This window comes from Maribacter sp., from assembly GCF_039968975.1.
Taxonomy (GTDB): Bacteria; Bacteroidota; Bacteroidia; order Flavobacteriales; family Flavobacteriaceae; genus Maribacter.
The window spans coordinates 1-17,575 of record NZ_JBDVOT010000153.1; the positions used below are offsets into that span (position 1 = coordinate 1).

A 17,575-nucleotide genomic window follows, 5' to 3' on the forward strand; every position below is an offset into this window, starting at 1 on the left:
ACAGGAAGAAGCAAAACACCTAATAGTAGGCACACACGGTAGAAGTATTTATAAAGCTGATATTTCAGCATTACAAAGTATGACACCAGAAATATTAAGTAAAGATTTACATGTGTATCCGTTAGATAATTTAAAACACTCGGCACGATGGGGCAACTCAAGGAGTTCTTGGTCAAAAGCCAGAACACCAGGATTGGACATCACCTTTTACTCTGACAGAGATGATGTATACCAAGCCAAAATAAAATCATCTGATAATATTGTGGTAAGTGAAACAGAAATTATAGCCAATAAAGGACTGAACGTTTTATCATATGATGTTGCATTTTCTAAAATTGGAAAGCTGAATTACCTTAAAAAGCACAAAACCGAATTAAAACAAGCCAATAATGGCAGCACTTATTTGCCTAAAGGTAGCTACACTGTCGAGATAACGGGCAACGGAACAACTGAAAAGGTAACTTTTGACATAGAATAGCTATATGAAAATAGTAGATTGGAATAAGCTACCGGAACTAGGTGTAAGCCATGACCCAAGCATTAAGAAAAAGACATTGATAAATAGAGGTGAAATACCCCAATTAATGATGTATGGTACTGCAGTATTTAAACCCGGTCAAAAAGTTGAGTTGCATAAGCATGATACCATGTTCGAGGTTTTTCATATACAGACCGGTAAAGCCGTTTTTACGATATCAGGAGAAAATTATGAAGTAGGACCGGGAAAATGCATTACAATAGCCCCAGGTGAGATTCATGCGCAAGCTAATCCTTTTGATATTGATGTTACCTGGACCTATTTTGGAATAGCTACTGATTAAGAAATATTATTTATGGAACTCACTTTAGGTATACCGGCATTACTTTTTCCTGCTATCTCATTGACCATGCTTGCATACAACGCCAGGTATTTGGCAATAGCGGCATTAATTAGACAACTGCACAGAAAGTTTGAAGAAACAGCGTCACCTTCAGTAGGTCTTCAAGTAAAGAAACTTCGTAAACGACTAACGATTATTAAAAACATGCAGGCAACAGCTATTTTTAGTTTTCTACTTGCCGTAATCACCATGACCTTAATTTATGTGGAGTTAACATTTTGGGCAAATTTCATCTTTGGCATTAGTTTGTTCGCCTTAATGCTGTCATTAGTGCTATCACTGGTTGAAGTTCAATTATCGACTAAAGCATTAGAAATTCAGTTAAAGGATATGGAGAAGTAATAATTACAGACATAGTAAAGATATCTAACTAATAACCTAACTGTTCGTCGATGTTTATATAAGCTATTGAGTTAATAACCAGTATATTTGCCGTTTTACAAAAAATAGGCATGAAAAGAGTTCGAGAACTCGAATTAATAAATCAAATAAAGGAAATAAGAGAATTTGAATTTGGGGTTTTCTATTTCTTTAAAGGAGGCATTGTCATTTCTGAGATGCGCGAAGGAGCACATTTCAAATGGAATAATGCGAAAAAAGCGGTATACGCAGCGCAGGAAATCTATGATAAAGATATACCATTCATATATATCGCCAATAGAATAAATAGATATCGAGTTGCACCATTTGAATGGTTTAAGTATCACAAAAATCGATTTGACATGCAGCATATTGCATCGGTCGGACCATTAAGAAATAATTTATTTAGCACAGTTTTGAAACAATTAATTTTTCCAAAAAGAATTCAAACATTTACAGATTTAGACAAAGCTGTTGTTTGGGCCCTTGATATTTCTAAAAAAGCAGACAAATCAACTAATTCTTAATCACCGCTTTGTTTAATGATTTGAGAATTTTAGAGCTTAAATCGAAGAAAATACTTAAACATGGCTAAAATGCATTTTAAAATCAATCTAAATAGACATACTAAAACTGCCTAATCCTTGTTAATAACTAGCTTGTGATGTAAATTCGCATATAAAATTAACGACTAATGAGCGGATTTTTTAAATCTTCGATTGGTAGAAAGTATGCAATGGCACTTTCTGCTTTCTTTTTAATGTTTTTTCTACTTCAGCATTTTGCAATAAACATCTTATCGGTTTTCAGTCCCGATGCGTTCAATGAAGCTTCGCATTTCATGGGTACTTTTTGGGCGGTACAATACGTTTTGCAACCTGTTTTAATTTTTGGTGTTATCTATCACTTTGTGATGGGTTTCATTTTAGAAGCTAAAAACAGAAGTGCTAGAGTAAAAAAATATGCTAAAAACAATGGCGGCGCTAATTCATCTTGGATGAGCCGTAATATGATTTACAGCGGATTAGCTATTTTAGCTTTCCTAGTACTTCACTTTATCGATTTCTGGTTACCAGAAATTAACACCAAGTTTATTGATGGAGACATGACTGGTTTACTACCAAATGGTGAAGGCTTCAGATATTATGAGGAATTAGCTCATAAATTTGAAAACCCATTACGTGTTGGTGCTTATGTAATTGCCTTCATATTCTTATCGCTACACCTTATGCACGGCTTTAGTTCTGCATTTCAGTCTGCCGGTGCAACTAGCATGAGAAAAGAAAAACTACAATTGTTTGCAAAAGTGTATTCGATTTTACTTCCGTTAGGATTTATTTTCATTGCCCTTTTTCATCATTTTAATCATCATTAATACCTATTACTTATGTCTGTATTAGACTCAAAAGTACCTAAAGGTCCGTTGAAAACGAAGTGGACCGATTATAAGAATCATATAGATTTGGTTAACCCTGCCAACAAACGTAATATTGATGTTATCGTTGTAGGAACAGGTTTAGCTGGTGGCTCTGCTGCTGCCACTTTAGCAGAATTGGGCTATAATGTAAAAACATTTTGCTACCAAGATTCTCCAAGAAGAGCTCACTCTATTGCTGCACAAGGAGGTATTAACGCTGCAAAAAACTATCAAGGAGATGGTGATTCTACATACCGTTTATTTTACGATACCGTAAAAGGTGGTGATTACCGTTCTAGAGAAGCTAACGTATATAGACTTGCAGAAGTTTCTGCAAATATTATTGACCAATGTGTTGCGCAAGGTGTTCCTTTTGCACGAGACTATGGTGGTCTATTAGACAACCGTTCTTTTGGTGGTGTATTAGTTTCACGTACGTTCTACGCTAAAGGACAAACAGGACAACAGTTATTATTAGGAGCATATTCTGCAATGAACAGACAAATTGCACGTGGTAAAATTACTCCGTTCAACCGTCATGAAATGTTAGATGTTGTAAAAGTAAATGGTAAGGCTCGTGGTATTATTGCCCGTAACTTGGTGACAGGAGAAATAGAACGCCACTCTGCACATGCTGTCGTTATTGCTTCTGGTGGATACGGAAATGTTTATTTCCTTTCAACCAATGCAATGGGATCTAATGCAACCGCTGCTTGGAAAATACACAAAAAGGGAGCTTTCTTTGCAAACCCTTGTTATACGCAAATTCACCCAACGTGTATTCCACGTTCTGGAGACTATCAATCTAAACTGACGTTAATGTCAGAGTCTTTACGTAATGATGGTCGTATTTGGGTTCCTAAAAACATGGATGATGTTATGGCAATTCGTGAAGGCAAGAAAAAGCCTACCGATTTGTCTGAAGATGAAAGAGATTATTACTTAGAAAGAAGATACCCTGCATTTGGTAACTTGGTTCCACGTGATGTTGCGTCTAGAGCTGCAAAAGAACGTTGTGATGCTGGTTATGGCGTAAATGCAACTGGTGAAGCCGTTTATCTAGATTTTGCTTCCGCTATTGAAAGATATGGTAAAGAGCAAGCTAAGATTCACAACATAAACAACGCTTCTGCTGACAAGATATATGAACTAGGTGCTGCTATAGTTAAAGCTAAATACGGAAACCTTTTTCAGATGTACGAAAAAATTGTAGATCAAGATCCGTACAAAACACCAATGATGATTTATCCTGCAGTACACTATACCATGGGTGGTGTTTGGGTTGATTATAACTTAATGACTACTGTAGACGGTCTTTACTGTATTGGCGAAGCAAATTTCTCTGATCACGGAGCAAATAGATTGGGAGCTTCTGCATTAATGCAAGGTTTAGCAGATGGTTATTTTGTTTTACCATATACTATTGGAGACTATCTTTCTCACGAAATTAGAACAGGAAAAATTCCTACGGATACACCTGAGTTTGATGCCGCTGAAAAAGAAGTAACAGATAAAATTAATTTCTTTGTAAATAACAAAGGATCTCATTCCGTAGATTATTACCACAAGAAATTAGGTAATATTATGTGGGAGAAATGTGGTATGTCTCGTAACGCAGAAGGCTTAAAAGAAGCTATGGCAGAAATTAAGGCTCTACGTGAAGATTTCTATAAAAACGTAAGTGTACCTGGTACTGCAACTGAACTTAACGCAGAATTGGAAAAAGCTGGTCGTGTAGCAGATTTCTTGGAACTTGGTGAACTTTTCGCCAAAGATGCCTTAGAAAGAGAAGAATCTTGTGGTGGTCACTTTAGAGAAGAGTCTGTAGAAATTGGTGGAGAACAAGCTGGCGAAGCAAAAAGAAACGATGTTGATTTCGCATTTGTTTCTGCATGGGAATACAAAGGAGAACCTGGAGATGCCGTTCTACACAAAGAACAATTAGAGTTCAACGAAATCGAATTAAAACAAAGAAGTTATAAATAATAGTATTGAGCTATTAGAAATGATTTAGTTCATTACTTAATACTCATTACTCAATACTTAAAATATGAATCTGACATTAAAAATTTGGAGACAATCTAATGCCCAAGCTACGGGTAAAATGGTCGATTATAAAGTGACAGAGATTTCTGAACATATGTCGTTCTTAGAAATGATGGATGTTCTTAACGAACAACTAATTAATAATGGTGAAGAGCCAGTTGCTTTTGACCACGATTGTAGAGAAGGTATCTGCGGTATGTGCTCAATGTTCATCAACGGTGAAGCTCATGGTCCAGATAGAGGCGTAACTACATGTCAATTACACATGCGTATGTTTAAAGATGGTGATACTATTACAATAGAGCCATTTAGAGCAAAAGCGTTTCCTGTTATAAAAGATTTAGTTGTTGATAGAGGAGCATTTGATAGAATACAACATGCAGGTGGTTACATTTCTGTAAACACTTCAGGTAACACTCAAGATGCCAATGGTACTCCAATATCCAAACATGCAGCAGATGAAGCTATGGATGCCGCTACATGTATAGGTTGTGGAGCTTGTGTAGCAAGTTGTAAAAATGCATCTGCTATGTTATTTGTTGGTGCTAAAGTATCTCAGTATGCGTTATTACCACAAGGACAGGTAGAAGCTGTTGCTCGTGTTAAAAACATGGTTGCACAAATGGATCTTGAAGGTTTTGGTAACTGTACAAATACCGGTGCTTGTGAGGTGGAATGCCCTAAAGGAATTTCATTAGAGAATATTGCAAGAATGAACCGCGAATTTTTAAGTGCTAACGTTAAAGGTTAGACTTTTAATCATAAAGTTTTAAAAAATCCCGACCGTAAAGGTTCGGGATTTTTTATTTTTAAATATGCCCAAAGACTACTCCAAAGAACGCATTATAGTACCTAGGTTCAACGAAGCATCCGGATTTTACACTACGCCCCAGCGCTCTAAAATAATGAGCAAAATAAAAGGGAAAAATACAAAACCAGAACTTGCATTTAGAAAAGCATTATACGCTGCTGGTTATAGGTATCGCATAGATTACAAAAAGCTTATAGGAAAGCCAGATATTGCATTGCCAAAATATAAAACGGTCATTTTCATAGATGGTGAATATTGGCACGGTAAAAATTGGGAAGAGCGTAAACCCAAAGTTAAAACCAACCAAGAATTCTGGATAGCAAAAATTGAGCGTAATATGCAACGAGACATTGAAGTAAACCAAGAACTTATAGCCTTGGGCTATACCGTATTTAGATTTTGGGAGACCGAGGTAAAAAAGAATCTTCAGGAATGCTTAGAAAAAACCATTAAGCATTTAAAAGCGGTGCAAATGAGCACAAATTGAATTTTATAAAGTTCATTTAGTAAATGTTTAACCCTTGCCAACCCTTTATTAATAAGGCTTTAACGGATAATAGAAGGCATGATATGTAACTTACTATCAAACAAATTATTAATCGTTAAAAACTATATATAATATGAAGAGGATAGCAATATTAGCTACAAATGGATTTGAAGAAAGTGAATTAAAATGTCCAAAAGAAGCCATGGAAAAAGAAGGCTTTAATGTAGATATCGTAAGTTTAGAAAACGGAGAAATAAAAGGTTGGGCAGATGGTAATTGGTCTAACAGTTATAAAGTAGATAAAACATTAAGTGAAGTTAAGGCAGAAGATTATAATGCCTTGGTGCTACCAGGTGGGGTAATTAATCCTGATCTATTAAGAAGAGAAGAAACAGCATTAGATTTTGTACGTGACTTCTTTAAGCTGAAGAAACCCGTAGCGGCAATTTGCCATGCACCGTGGACATTAATTAGTGCAGGGGTTGTAGAAGGTAGAAAAATGACATCGTTTAATTCTATAAAAGATGATGTAATCAATGCAGGTGCTAATTGGGTAGACCAAGAGGTAGTTGTAGATGAAGGATTTGTAACAAGTAGAAACCCTGATGATTTACCCGCATTTAATTCCAAATTAATTGAGGAAATCAAAGAAGGAAAACACGAAATGCAACATGCATAATTCATTTAAATAAAATTGAAAAGCCCAGTCATATAACTGGGCTTTTTTTATGTCCGTATTTAAAATTCATACATTTACTATTATGGACTATGAACAGCATATAAGTACATCTAAACTACCAGATGTAAAGACAACAATATTCACTACAGTAGGTAATCTTGCTAGAAAGCATCATGCTATTGACCTATCTCAAGGTTTCCCAAATTTTAAGGCTGACGAAAAATTAAAGTCTATGGTCAATGATGCATTATTAGCAGGTCATAATCAATATGCACCTATGCAAGGATATTATGGTCTTAGAGAAGGCATTTCAGAGAAAATAGCATCGCTACACCAATATACTTATTCTCCCGAAGATGAAATAACTATAACTGTAGGTGCCACTCAAGCTATTTTTACCGCCATTACAGCCTTTATCACCAAAGGTGATGAGGTAATTGTTATAAAACCAGCCTATGATTGTTATGAGCCAGCAATTACATTAAATGGAGGAATACCTGTTTATGTTCAATTAGAAGCTCCAGATTATAAAATAGATTGGTCAGCGTTTGAAAATAAGATTACCGATAAAACCAAAATGGTTATTATAAATACACCCCATAACCCCAGTGGTACCATTCTAACAAAATCCGATATGGAACAGTTAGAAAAGATATTAAAACCCACCAATATCATTCTTCTGAGCGACGAGGTTTATGAGCATATTATTTTTGATGGACAAGTGCATGAAAGTGTTTCGCGATTTCCAGATTTAGCCAATAGAAGTTTCGTCTGTGCCTCTTTTGGGAAAACGTTTCACGTAACCGGTTGGAAAATGGGCTATTGCGTAGCTCCTACTGAATTGATGGCCGAATTTAGAAAAGTACATCAATTTGCTGTGTTTTGTGTAGACCATCCGGTACAACGTGCATTGGCTAATTATCTAAAAAACCCATCACATTATTTAGATTTGAACAATTTTTACCAAGAAAAACGAGATTTCTTTCTAGATGGAATAAAATCGTCCAAATTTAAATATAAACCTTCGCAAGGAACCTATTTTCAACTATTAAACTACACACAAATTTCTATGGACAAAGATGAAGTTATTGGAAAGCGCTTAATAACAGAAAAAGGAATAGCATCTATTCCTATATCTTCTTTTAACGTTGAAAATAGAAATGATCACATGCTACGCTTTTGTTTCGCCAAAAAGAAAGAAACCTTAGAGCAAGCAGTAGAGATTTTATGCAAGCTCTAAAGGGTTTTGTTAAAAAGCAGCATTTACCTTGGTCATAAACTCGCCAACTTTACTAGGCTCTAACCAGCGTGTAACCACGACAACATCATTTTCTTTATCTATGATAATGAAATTACCACCAAAACCGGCGGCGTAATAAATGTTTTCAGATAGTCCTTCCCAATGTCTAGCTCCCTTCTTGTTTAACCACCACATATACCCGTAATTAGCATTAGGTATTGATGGTGTAGTTGCCTTTTTAATCCAATCTTCAGAAATCAATCTTTCGTTCTTCCACTTACCATTATTTAAAAACAACATACCAAAGCGTGCCATATCTTCGGCACTGATAAAGATACCTGCACCTGAGTGACCACCACCGGTTACAGATTTCATTTGTAGACCGTCAATTTCTGTCCAAGCATCATCATAACCAAACCAACGCCAGGTAGAAGACGCGTCAATTTTATCCATGATTTTCTCTTTTAGTACCAATGGCATAGGTTTACGCCAAACATGAGTAAGTGAATATGCCAAAACATTAACACGTACATCATTATACTCCATAACTGTACCTGGTTCTTTAGGTGTTGCCAATTTCCAATCATCTATACCTCCTTCACTTGGCGGTCTGTCTGCCCAATCTTTTCCTCTCCAAAGTTCGCCAGACCAAGCAGAGTTTTGTTGCAACAAATGCTCCCAGGTAATTTTAGAATTATGGGCTCCATCAAAAGTACCGTCCCAGATATAATCACCTACTACATTTTTAGTGTCGGTAATTAAACCTTCGTCTTCAGCAAGACCAGCCATGGTACTCAAAAAACTCTTGGTTACACTAAAAGTCATATCAACCCTTTTAGTATCTCCCCATTGGGTAACCACATATCCGTTTTTAAGAATCATACCTGCAGGACCACCACGCTTCTTCGTTGGACCTAATATTTTATGGAATGGTTCCTTTTCAAATCCTTTAACAATGGCAATACGTAAGTCTCTAGAACCAGAATATTCATTAGCCTCTGCAAAATCTACCGCATCCTTTAAAGCTGCATCTTTAATTTTAAAATCTTTAGGAGATTTGACTTCCCAGTCTGCATTTCTTTCAGGAAAGTAATATTCTTGAGCATTTAAGTTTAAAAAACCTATAAATGCAAAAAAAGTAAAATAGTATAATTTCATAAGTGTTGGTTTGAAGCTACAAGTTACTTAAATCATAACCCATTAACCAATCCGTTTGCTCATCTTCTCCAATATAATAAGGATGAGTATCAAATTTAACAAAGCCTTCACGTTCGTAAAATCGTATAGCAGCAATATTATGTTCCCAAACGCCCAACCAGAGCTTTTTTTTACTCTTGTTGAAAGCCAAATTCTTAATATAATCTAAGAAACATTTTCCTAAGCCCTTACCTTGATAATGAGCTAAAACATATATACGTTCAAGCTCTATAGTTTTATCAGTGATTATTTCTGTTTGAGCATCACCAACATTAAGTTTAAAATAACCAACCGTCTTACTATTTTGATATACAAAATAGAAATTGCTATTGCTGTTTAACAGCTCTTCTTTAATTTTTTCAAGGGTAAAAGCTTTATCAATATAATTCTTGAAATCAACAGGGTCATTATCTTTTTCAAAAGCAGTTACAAAAGTTTGTTCAGAAATAAGCCTTAGTTTCTCAAGGTCGTTTAAAGAACACAATTTAAATTTAAGTTCCATACCTCTAAAATAAAAAAAGGAGCAAATTACTTTGCTCCTAATCGGGGGAGATGTTATAAAAAGGTTGATTTGGTAACTTATCTGTTCTTTGTATTACCTGTTAATGGAAATACAATTGTTCATGGGCATTTTTCAATTGCGAACTTATTATTGTTTCTCTGCAAAGACTTTACCCTCAGTTCTCATGAGAATAGTACCTTCATCAGTTTCTTGCATTTTTACTATATCATCGGGGAAATCAGTGCCTGGGTAGCTTACTATATAAACGTCACCGTTTACACTCCAGTTAAAATCTGTTAGATAAACTACTTGTCCATCTTTATAACCATGAAATCTGCCAAGGTAGACATCATTGAAGATCCATTCTTCATTATCAATAACCATCTTATTTGTATTGGTAGCCGTTTTAACGGTGTGGTTCCAAATACCAATTATAGGATCGTCATTTTCTTCAATTTTTGAACACGAGGTAACAAATACCAACAAAATTAGGCAACTAAATAAATACTTCATTTTAGGTTAAGTTTCAAAAGCGATTTGGGATTCACTTTTTATTACACTTCAAATATATGTAGTCTTTTTCTTACAATAAACTATTTGTGGTAAAACTAATTAAACCTGTGGTGAACCTAGAGAAATTAGTTCATCAAAATATTTTATACAAAGACAAAGAGGTTTATTTCAAAATAGTCCAAAAAAAAAGAGCGACTTATTAAGTCGCTCTTTTTTTTAAATCTCAAAAGTAATTTATAACATAAATAACTTTTTAGTAAGTCTTAAGAATCCGCTAAAAAAGTCATTTCTATAAACTTGTACTTTATGTTCGTTTGTGGTGTGGTTAATTTGAGAATTCATAATTGTTAAGAAATTAATAGGTTATGGGGTATAATTGAGTAATAAAGATACATCTGTTCTTCAAAATTTCAATCATAAATGTTGTGTACTGAATATAACCTGTTGTGAAAAAAATAAAAAACACATATAATCGGTTATTAACCTTTACATTTTAAACACTCATCTCCAAAACCTCTCCCTCAACTATCAAATTACCTTGGGTAGCTTCTTTAATTTCGTTGACTGTTACACCTGGCGCACGCTCTAACAATAAGAATCCATCTTTCGTAACTTCTAACACAGCTAAATTGGTAACAATCTTTTTAACGCAACCAACGCCTGTTAATGGTAGGCTACACCTTTTTAAAAGTTTTGATTCACCTGCCCTATTGGTATGCATCATAGCCACGATTATATTTTCTGCAGATGCAACAAGATCCATAGCACCACCCATACCTTTGACCAATTTACCAGGAATTTTCCAATTGGCTATATCACCGTTCTCTGCAACTTCCATAGCACCCAGAATGGTTAAGTCTACATGTTTTCCCCTAATCATGGCAAAACTAGTAGCAGAATCAAAAAAAGACGCACCAGGCAATGCAGTAATGGTTTGTTTACCTGCATTTATCAAATCAGCATCTTCTTCACCTTCTAAAGGAAAAGGACCCATACCTAGAATTCCATTTTCACTTTGAAATTCTACACTTATATCATCACGTACATAATTAGCAACTAGGGTAGGAATACCAATACCTAAGTTTACATAATAACCGTCTTCCACTTCTTGTGCAATTCTTTTTGCAATTCCGTTTTTATCTAACATGCGCTTATTTTTGACGTACCGTTCTTTGTTCTATTCTTTTCTCATAATCATTTCCTTGGAAAATGCGTTGCACAAAAATTCCTGGAATATGTATTTCGTTAGGGTCTAACTCCCCTTCCGAAACTAACTCTTCAACCTCAGCTACAGTGATAGTAGCTGCACCACACATACAAGGATTGAAGTTTCTTGCAGTACCCTTGAAAATCAAATTACCAGCAGCATCACCCTTCCATGCCTTTACAAATGCAAAATCTGCCTTAAAAGCCTCTTCTAAAATGTACATTTTTCCATTGAACTCTCTTACTTCCTTTCCTTCCGCTACTTCAGTACCATAACCTGCTGGGGTATAAAATGCAGGAAAACCTGCTTGTGCAGCTCTACACTTTTCTGCAAGTGTACCTTGTGGAGTTAATTCCACTTCTAATTCACCACTTAGCATCTGTCGTTCAAATTCATCGTTCTCCCCTACATAGGAAGACACCATTTTTTTAATTTGATGTTGATGCAACAATAAACCCAAGCCAAAATCATCAACTCCCGCATTATTTGAAATACATGTTATATCCTTTACTCCCAATCTTACTAATTCACTTATTGCATTCTCTGGAATACCGCAAAGCCCGAATCCACCTAACATAAAAGTCATTCCGTCTTGTACACCTGCCAAAGCTTTAGTTACATTTGCTACTGTTTTACGTATCATTTTGTCGTTAATTATCTTGTCACTAAAATACCGATTATAAATGGGATAAAATAAAAAAAGGTCTTAGCTTACGCTAAGACCTTTTTTAAATCATTTTATAATGTTATCTAGAAATCTAAATCTTCTAGATCATCTTCTAAATTATTATTATCCTGAACACCTTCAGCAAATTTATCGCAATTTATTTCAATGGACATGTTACTTGGCTTCTCAAAATCTTCTTTAGAAATACCCAATTCTTCGTCTGCATAATTCTTAGTCATATACAAACCCCAAATAGGTAATGCCATAGATGCTCCTTGTCCATACGTAATACTTTTAAAGTGAACAGCTCTTTCTTCCCCACCTACCCAAACACCGGTAACTAGGTTAGGAACCATACCCATAAACCAACCATCACTATTATTTTGTGTAGTACCAGTTTTACCAGCGATAGGATTTGTTAATTTATAAGGATAACCAGTTATAATTTCATCATACTCCTTTCTCCATTTATTAGCATTTGTAGTACGTAAACGCGTACCAGAACCGCCTTTCGTAACACCTTTCATTAAATCTAAAATAGCGTATGAAACATCTTTACTCAACACATCTTTAGTTTCAGGAACGTATTCATACAAAACGGTACCATCTTTATTTTCAATACGAGTAACCATTACTGGTTTCACGTACACACCTTGATTGGCAAACGCACCATAGGCACCCACCATTTCATACACATTAACATCTACGGTACCCAAAGCAATTGAAGGTACTTCTAGAATATCTCCGCTCAACCCTAAGTTACGCACCATGCTAACTACAGATTTAGGACCAACCTCATCTATTAATTGTGCTGTAACCGTATTTACCGAGTTTGCCAGTGCCTTTTTCAACGTATAGCTATTACCGGAATATTTAAGATTAGAATTTCTAGGGCACCATGGCTCCATATTACCATGTTTACCAGCCTCAATACAATACTGGGTGTCTGGGCGAGTTTCACAAGGTGATAATCGCAACTGATCTATGGCTGCTGCATAGACAAAAGGTTTAAAAGTAGAACCTGCTTGTCTTGAACCTTGTATAACATTGTCATACTGAAAATGCTTGTAATTGATACCGCCAACCCACGCTTTTACATGACCTGTTTGTGGCTCCATTGACATCATTGCTGTTCTTAAAAAAGCTTTATAATAACGTATGGAATCTCTTGGAGTTAGTATAGTATCTTTTTCTTTAGTAGGACTTTTCCAATCAAAAACAGTCATTTCGGTCTTCTTGTCAAAAGATGCACGAATCTCTTTTTCAGATTTTCCTGCAGCTTTCATAATTTTCCAACGATCAGAAATTTTCATGGCACGTTCCATGATTTTCTTCGTTTCTTCTGGAGTAATATCTAAGAAAGGAGCTGTCTTATTTCTATCTGGAGTATTCTGATGAAAAAATTCGGCTTGCAATTTTGTCATGTGCTCATTAACCGCTTCTTCTGCATTGGCCTGCATTTTAGAATCAATAGTTGTATAAATTTTTAATCCATCTAAATATAAATTATACTTATCTGGCTCGTCACCTATTGCTGGCTTTGGATTTTTAGATATCCAATCTTTCATAAAACGCTGCAAATACATTCTAAAGTAAGTGGCCAAACCTACACTATGCGTTTCTGGATTATAATTAATATCCATCTTCATAGCCTGTAGCGAATCTTTTTCTACCTCAGAGATATAATCGTATTTTGCCATTTGTGCAAGAACAACATCTCTACGATTTTTTACCATTTCTTCCCTACGCATAGGGTTAAAAAGTGATGAGTTCTTGAACATGCCCACCAACATAGCAGACTCTTCAATTTTAAGATCTTTTGGTTCTTTACCGAAATAAATACGTGCAGCAGAACGAATACCATCGGCATTATTTCCAAAATCATAAATATTAAAGTACATACTAATGATTTCTTCTTTGGTATAGCTACGCTCTAATCGAATTGCTAAAACCCACTCTTTAATTTTTTGCTTTATAGCATCGAACTTACTTCTAGATCGCACACCAACAAAAAGTTGACGTGCCAATTGCTGAGAAATAGTACTTGCTCCACCCTTACTACCCAAATAAGCAAATGCTCTAACAGTACCTCTAGCGTCGATACCAGAATGGTCTTTAAAACGTGCATCTTCAGTTGCAATCAAGGCATTTACCAAGTTATCAGGTAATTCGTCAAACTTTACATCGGTACGGTTATCATCTAAATAGAATTTACCCAACAAATTACCATCAGAAGAGATAATTTGTGATGCCAAGTTTGTCTGCGGATTCTCTAAATATTCATAAGGTGGTAATTCACCGAACAACCCCCATGAAGCAGATAGAAATATCAAAGCCACAATAGCAATACCCGATGCAAACAAAATCCAAAACCATAATATGAATTTCGAAAAACTATTCGTTGTTTTTTTCTTAACCTGTTTTGCCATTGTTTACGGGGTGCTTTTTGTTACTTCTATACCTACATCTGTAATACCTTCTAGCCCAATAATTCCAGAAACATTACCATTTTTACGCATTGCTTGTGATACCTCTATAGTATATACGCCTGAAGATGAAAAAACGATGTTTTCCTTATACCATAATTTATTTTCCTTGATACTACCACTGCCCTTACCTAACCAAGTACCATCTGGTAAAGACATTACATATTCAAGGGTATCTTTTGTTACTTCACCTTCTGGAGTAGTTAACGAAGCAATAAGAAATAAATTACTATATGGGAAAGTATTATCATTTCGAACATTGATAAAGACATCATGTTCAGCAATGGTATCCATTTCAGACAAAGAAAATTCTAGAACATTATCCTTATTCCAAACCCCATCTTCTAAGGTTTGATATTTAGTTTTAATAATATTACTATCACAAGAAGCAAAAAGCACAAGTGCTAAAAAACAAAAAAATATACTACGCATCCTTCTTTTGGTTTCTATTACGATTTCTGTTCTTGTTCTTATTTTTGTTGCGGTTTCGGTTTTTATTCTTATTCCTGTTTTTGTTTCTATTTCCTCCGCCTTTAGGCTTATCGAAACGGGTAAGGCTATCTTGACCTACAACATTCTCAAACACTACTTTTTCTTCTACGACAACTTCCATTGCGTACATCTCCAAACTAGAAACTTTTTCTTTTTTCTTGTTTTTTGCTAAAATTTCGTTTACCTGATCTTTAGAAAGCACATGCCAGTTACCCGGGTCTTCTTTATATGAGAACCATAGCATTTCTTTGAAAATATCGGTTTTCTGACAAAAAGCGAGTCCCTTTTCAGTAAACAATTTGGTGTCTTGAGAAGGAAAATCCTTTAATGCATCTATATACACATCTAACTCATAATTTAAACAACACTTTAATTTACCACACTGACCCGCAAGCTTTTGCGGGTTCAATGACAACTGTTGGTAACGCGCAGCAGAAGTACTAACAGATCTAAAATCCGTTAACCATGTTGAGCAACATAGCTCTCTACCGCAAGAACCTATACCACCAAGTCTCTGTGCTTCTTGGCGATAGCCTATTTGGCGCATTTCGATACGAATACCGAATGCTTTTGCCATATCTTTTATCAACTGACGAAAATCTACACGTTCATCTGCCGTATAGTAAAAAGTAGCTTTTGATCCATCACCTTGAAACTCCACATCAGAAATTTTCATTTGAAGCTTTAAAATAATAGCAATTTCACGTGCTCTTTTCTTAATTTCTTCTTCTCTATCTCTACATTTCTGCCAAATATCAATGTCTTTCTGACTCGCTTTTCTGTACACCTTAGGTGCTTCCTCATCAGTGAAAGATACTTTCTTTCGCTTCATTTGAACACGTACAAGTTCACCAGTTAAGGTAACCATGCCAATGTCATGACCAGATTGTGCTTGTGTGGCAACTATATCGCCAATGGAAAGTGAGAGATTCTCTGTATTTCTAAAAAACTCTTTTCTACTATTTTTAAATCTTACTTCAACAAAATCGAATGGTCGTTCCCCATTAGGGAGCGACATATTTGAAAGCCAGTCAAAAACTGTCAGTTTATTGCAACCATCTGTACCGCAAGTACCGTTATTCTTGCATCCCTTTGGTTGTCCATCCTTACCGGTAGAACAACTACTACAACTCATATTATATATATTGGTTTGGTTGAATTATATAAAATTCACCAAAAAAGGTTCATAAAAAACTTATAGGTAAAGATACAGTTTTTTTAATGTGAAATAAAAGTGAAATTAGCGCTGATGGTTTTAAATAGCGACATTAGCAATAACCCAAGAGTATTTCAAGAACATAAAAAAACAGCGATTTACGCTGTTTTTTTATGTTCAATTATCTAGTTCAACATCTTAAATCTGATAATGACAAGAAGTTTATTTTTTAAATTTTAATACTTCTGATCGTCCTTTTTTGAAAATCTTATTACTGACCACTTTTCCTTTTCGTAAAGCTTTTTGCTCCTCATATGGCAGCTCATGTACTTCTTTACATGCATCTGAACAGCAATTATTCATTTTTTCCGCACAAGATTTACATTGAATGAATAAAAGATGACAAGCTTCATTGGCGCAATTTACATGATCATCGCACGGCTGTCCACATTGATGACAATTAGCGATTACATCATCACTAATACGCTCTCCCCTTCTATGGTCAAATACAAAGTTTTTACCCTTGAATTTATTTTCAAGATTATTCTTTTCTACTTGTCTGGTATATTCAATAATACCGCCTTCTAACTGATACACCTGCTCAAAACCTTTGTGTTTGTAATACGCACTGGCTTTTTCACATCGAATTCCACCAGTACAATACATGACCAGTTTTTTATCCTTTTTATGATCGGCTAAATCTCGTTCAATTATATCTAGGGAATCTCTAAATGTATCTACATCTGGTGTAACTGCATTTTTAAAATGACCAATTTCACTTTCATAGTGATTACGCATATCTACCAAAACGGTATCTGGATCTTCAATCAGCTCATTGAACTTTTCTGCACCAACGTGTATACCTTTATTGGTAACATCAAAAGAATTATCCTCCAATCCGTCTGCTACAATTTTCTTGCGCACTTTCACTTTCAACTTCAAAAATGAAAGGTTGTCTTGCTCAATGGCAATATTGAGTCGCACATTCTCTAAAAAAGAAATGCTATCTAAATGTTCCTTAAAAACATTAAAATTTTCAGCTGGTACAGAAAGTTGGGCGTTAATGCCCTCATGAGCAACATAAATTCGCCCAAGAACATCCATCTCGTTCCAGTTGATAAAAAGGTGATTTCTAAAAATGTTGGTATTACCAATGTGTGCATAGGTATAGAAAGAGATAGTAAGGCGCTCCTTACCCGCTTCTTCAATTAAAGCTGCTCTTTCTATTGCACTTAACGTATTGTACAGTTGCATGCTATACTAATAATTTAAGTCTGCCATTAGGCAGAAGGTTTATAGAAAAATTTTGAATGGCAAAAATAGTTATAATATTGAAAAACCCACCTATTTTATTAAGGTTAACCACCTTAACTCATAAAAAAAGAGCCTTGATTATAGCAAGACTCTTTATTGGTTATTCCATTCTTCTCTTTT

Annotated in this window: 18 protein-coding genes and 1 pseudogene; 10 read left to right on the forward strand and 9 right to left on the reverse strand. The window is 35.2% G+C overall.

Annotation, left to right across the window (positions count from 1 at the left end):
• From ABJI11_RS10280 to ABJI11_RS10325, 10 genes and pseudogenes are all read left to right on the forward strand, one after another.
• A pseudogene (locus ABJI11_RS10280) lies at positions 1 to 478 on the forward strand (glycosyl hydrolase); the annotation flags it as partial.
• 4 nt (positions 479 to 482) lie between these two features.
• Positions 483 to 821: a cupin domain-containing protein gene (locus ABJI11_RS10285; protein WP_348351832.1), complete on the forward strand. Its 339-nt coding sequence runs from the start codon at positions 483 to 485 to the stop codon at positions 819 to 821.
• Positions 822 to 833: 12 nt separating this feature from the next.
• Positions 834 to 1,223, forward strand: a complete 390-nt coding sequence (locus ABJI11_RS10290) for a DUF2721 domain-containing protein (protein ID WP_348351834.1) — start codon at positions 834 to 836, stop codon at positions 1,221 to 1,223.
• A gap of 110 nt (positions 1,224 to 1,333) precedes the next feature.
• Positions 1,334 to 1,768 carry a hypothetical protein gene (locus tag ABJI11_RS10295; protein WP_348351835.1) on the forward strand — a complete coding sequence of 145 codons (435 nt, stop codon included), beginning with the start codon at positions 1,334 to 1,336 and terminating at the stop codon, positions 1,766 to 1,768.
• A 167-nt stretch (positions 1,769 to 1,935) separates the two neighbouring features.
• The gene (locus tag ABJI11_RS10300) at positions 1,936 to 2,616 is read left to right on the forward strand and encodes a succinate dehydrogenase cytochrome b subunit (protein WP_348351837.1); all 681 of its coding nucleotides are present in this window, start codon (positions 1,936 to 1,938) and stop codon (positions 2,614 to 2,616) included.
• Positions 2,617 to 2,628: 12 nt separating this feature from the next.
• Positions 2,629 to 4,644 (forward strand): fumarate reductase/succinate dehydrogenase flavoprotein subunit, encoded by a 2,016-nt coding sequence (locus ABJI11_RS10305; RefSeq protein WP_348351839.1) that lies wholly within the window; start codon positions 2,629 to 2,631, stop codon positions 4,642 to 4,644.
• 64 nt (positions 4,645 to 4,708) lie between these two features.
• Positions 4,709 to 5,455 carry a succinate dehydrogenase/fumarate reductase iron-sulfur subunit gene (locus ABJI11_RS10310; protein WP_348351841.1) on the forward strand — a complete coding sequence of 249 codons (747 nt, stop codon included), beginning with the start codon at positions 4,709 to 4,711 and terminating at the stop codon, positions 5,453 to 5,455.
• A 64-nt stretch (positions 5,456 to 5,519) separates the two neighbouring features.
• Complete coding sequence (locus ABJI11_RS10315; protein WP_348351843.1) at positions 5,520 to 6,002, forward strand: very short patch repair endonuclease; 483 nt, start codon at positions 5,520 to 5,522, stop codon at positions 6,000 to 6,002.
• Between the two features lie 133 nt (positions 6,003 to 6,135).
• Positions 6,136 to 6,681: a type 1 glutamine amidotransferase domain-containing protein gene (locus tag ABJI11_RS10320; RefSeq protein ID WP_348351845.1), complete on the forward strand. Its 546-nt coding sequence runs from the start codon at positions 6,136 to 6,138 to the stop codon at positions 6,679 to 6,681.
• A 49-nt stretch (positions 6,682 to 6,730) separates the two neighbouring features.
• Positions 6,731 to 7,921 (forward strand): methionine aminotransferase, encoded by a 1,191-nt coding sequence (locus ABJI11_RS10325; protein ID WP_348351847.1) that lies wholly within the window; start codon positions 6,731 to 6,733, stop codon positions 7,919 to 7,921.
• Positions 7,922 to 7,930: 9 nt separating this feature from the next.
• Here ABJI11_RS10325 and ABJI11_RS10330 read toward each other — a convergent pair whose 3' ends face one another.
• The 9 genes from ABJI11_RS10330 to ABJI11_RS10370 form a co-directional block, all read right to left on the reverse strand.
• Positions 7,931 to 9,079, reverse strand: a complete 1,149-nt coding sequence (locus ABJI11_RS10330) for a serine hydrolase (protein WP_348351849.1) — start codon at positions 9,077 to 9,079, stop codon at positions 7,931 to 7,933.
• A 16-nt stretch (positions 9,080 to 9,095) separates the two neighbouring features.
• A complete protein-coding gene (locus tag ABJI11_RS10335) occupies positions 9,096 to 9,620 on the reverse strand; it encodes a GNAT family N-acetyltransferase (protein ID WP_348351851.1) in 525 nt (174 codons plus the stop codon).
• Positions 9,621 to 9,767: 147 nt separating this feature from the next.
• Positions 9,768 to 10,133 (reverse strand): hypothetical protein, encoded by a 366-nt coding sequence (locus ABJI11_RS10340; RefSeq protein WP_348351853.1) that lies wholly within the window; start codon positions 10,131 to 10,133, stop codon positions 9,768 to 9,770.
• Between the two features lie 493 nt (positions 10,134 to 10,626).
• Positions 10,627 to 11,280: a CoA transferase subunit B gene (locus tag ABJI11_RS10345; protein ID WP_348351855.1), complete on the reverse strand. Its 654-nt coding sequence runs from the start codon at positions 11,278 to 11,280 to the stop codon at positions 10,627 to 10,629.
• A gap of 4 nt (positions 11,281 to 11,284) precedes the next feature.
• Positions 11,285 to 11,983, reverse strand: coding sequence for a CoA transferase subunit A (locus tag ABJI11_RS10350; RefSeq protein ID WP_348351857.1), 699 nt, complete (start codon positions 11,981 to 11,983; stop codon positions 11,285 to 11,287).
• A 107-nt stretch (positions 11,984 to 12,090) separates the two neighbouring features.
• Entirely contained in the window at positions 12,091 to 14,436 is a 2,346-nt protein-coding gene (locus ABJI11_RS10355) for a transglycosylase domain-containing protein (RefSeq protein WP_348351859.1), read from the reverse strand.
• Positions 14,437 to 14,439: 3 nt separating this feature from the next.
• A complete protein-coding gene (locus ABJI11_RS10360) occupies positions 14,440 to 14,925 on the reverse strand; it encodes a gliding motility lipoprotein GldH (protein ID WP_348351861.1) in 486 nt (161 codons plus the stop codon).
• The gene (gene ricT / locus ABJI11_RS10365; protein WP_348351863.1) at positions 14,918 to 16,120 is read right to left on the reverse strand and encodes a regulatory iron-sulfur-containing complex subunit RicT; all 1,203 of its coding nucleotides are present in this window, start codon (positions 16,118 to 16,120) and stop codon (positions 14,918 to 14,920) included. Before ricT ends, ABJI11_RS10360 begins: the two co-directional genes overlap by 8 nt.
• Before the next feature lie 243 nt (positions 16,121 to 16,363).
• Positions 16,364 to 17,395, reverse strand: coding sequence for a rhodanese-related sulfurtransferase (locus ABJI11_RS10370; RefSeq protein ID WP_348351865.1), 1,032 nt, complete (start codon positions 17,393 to 17,395; stop codon positions 16,364 to 16,366).
• Positions 17,396 to 17,575: the final 180 nt, after the last annotated feature.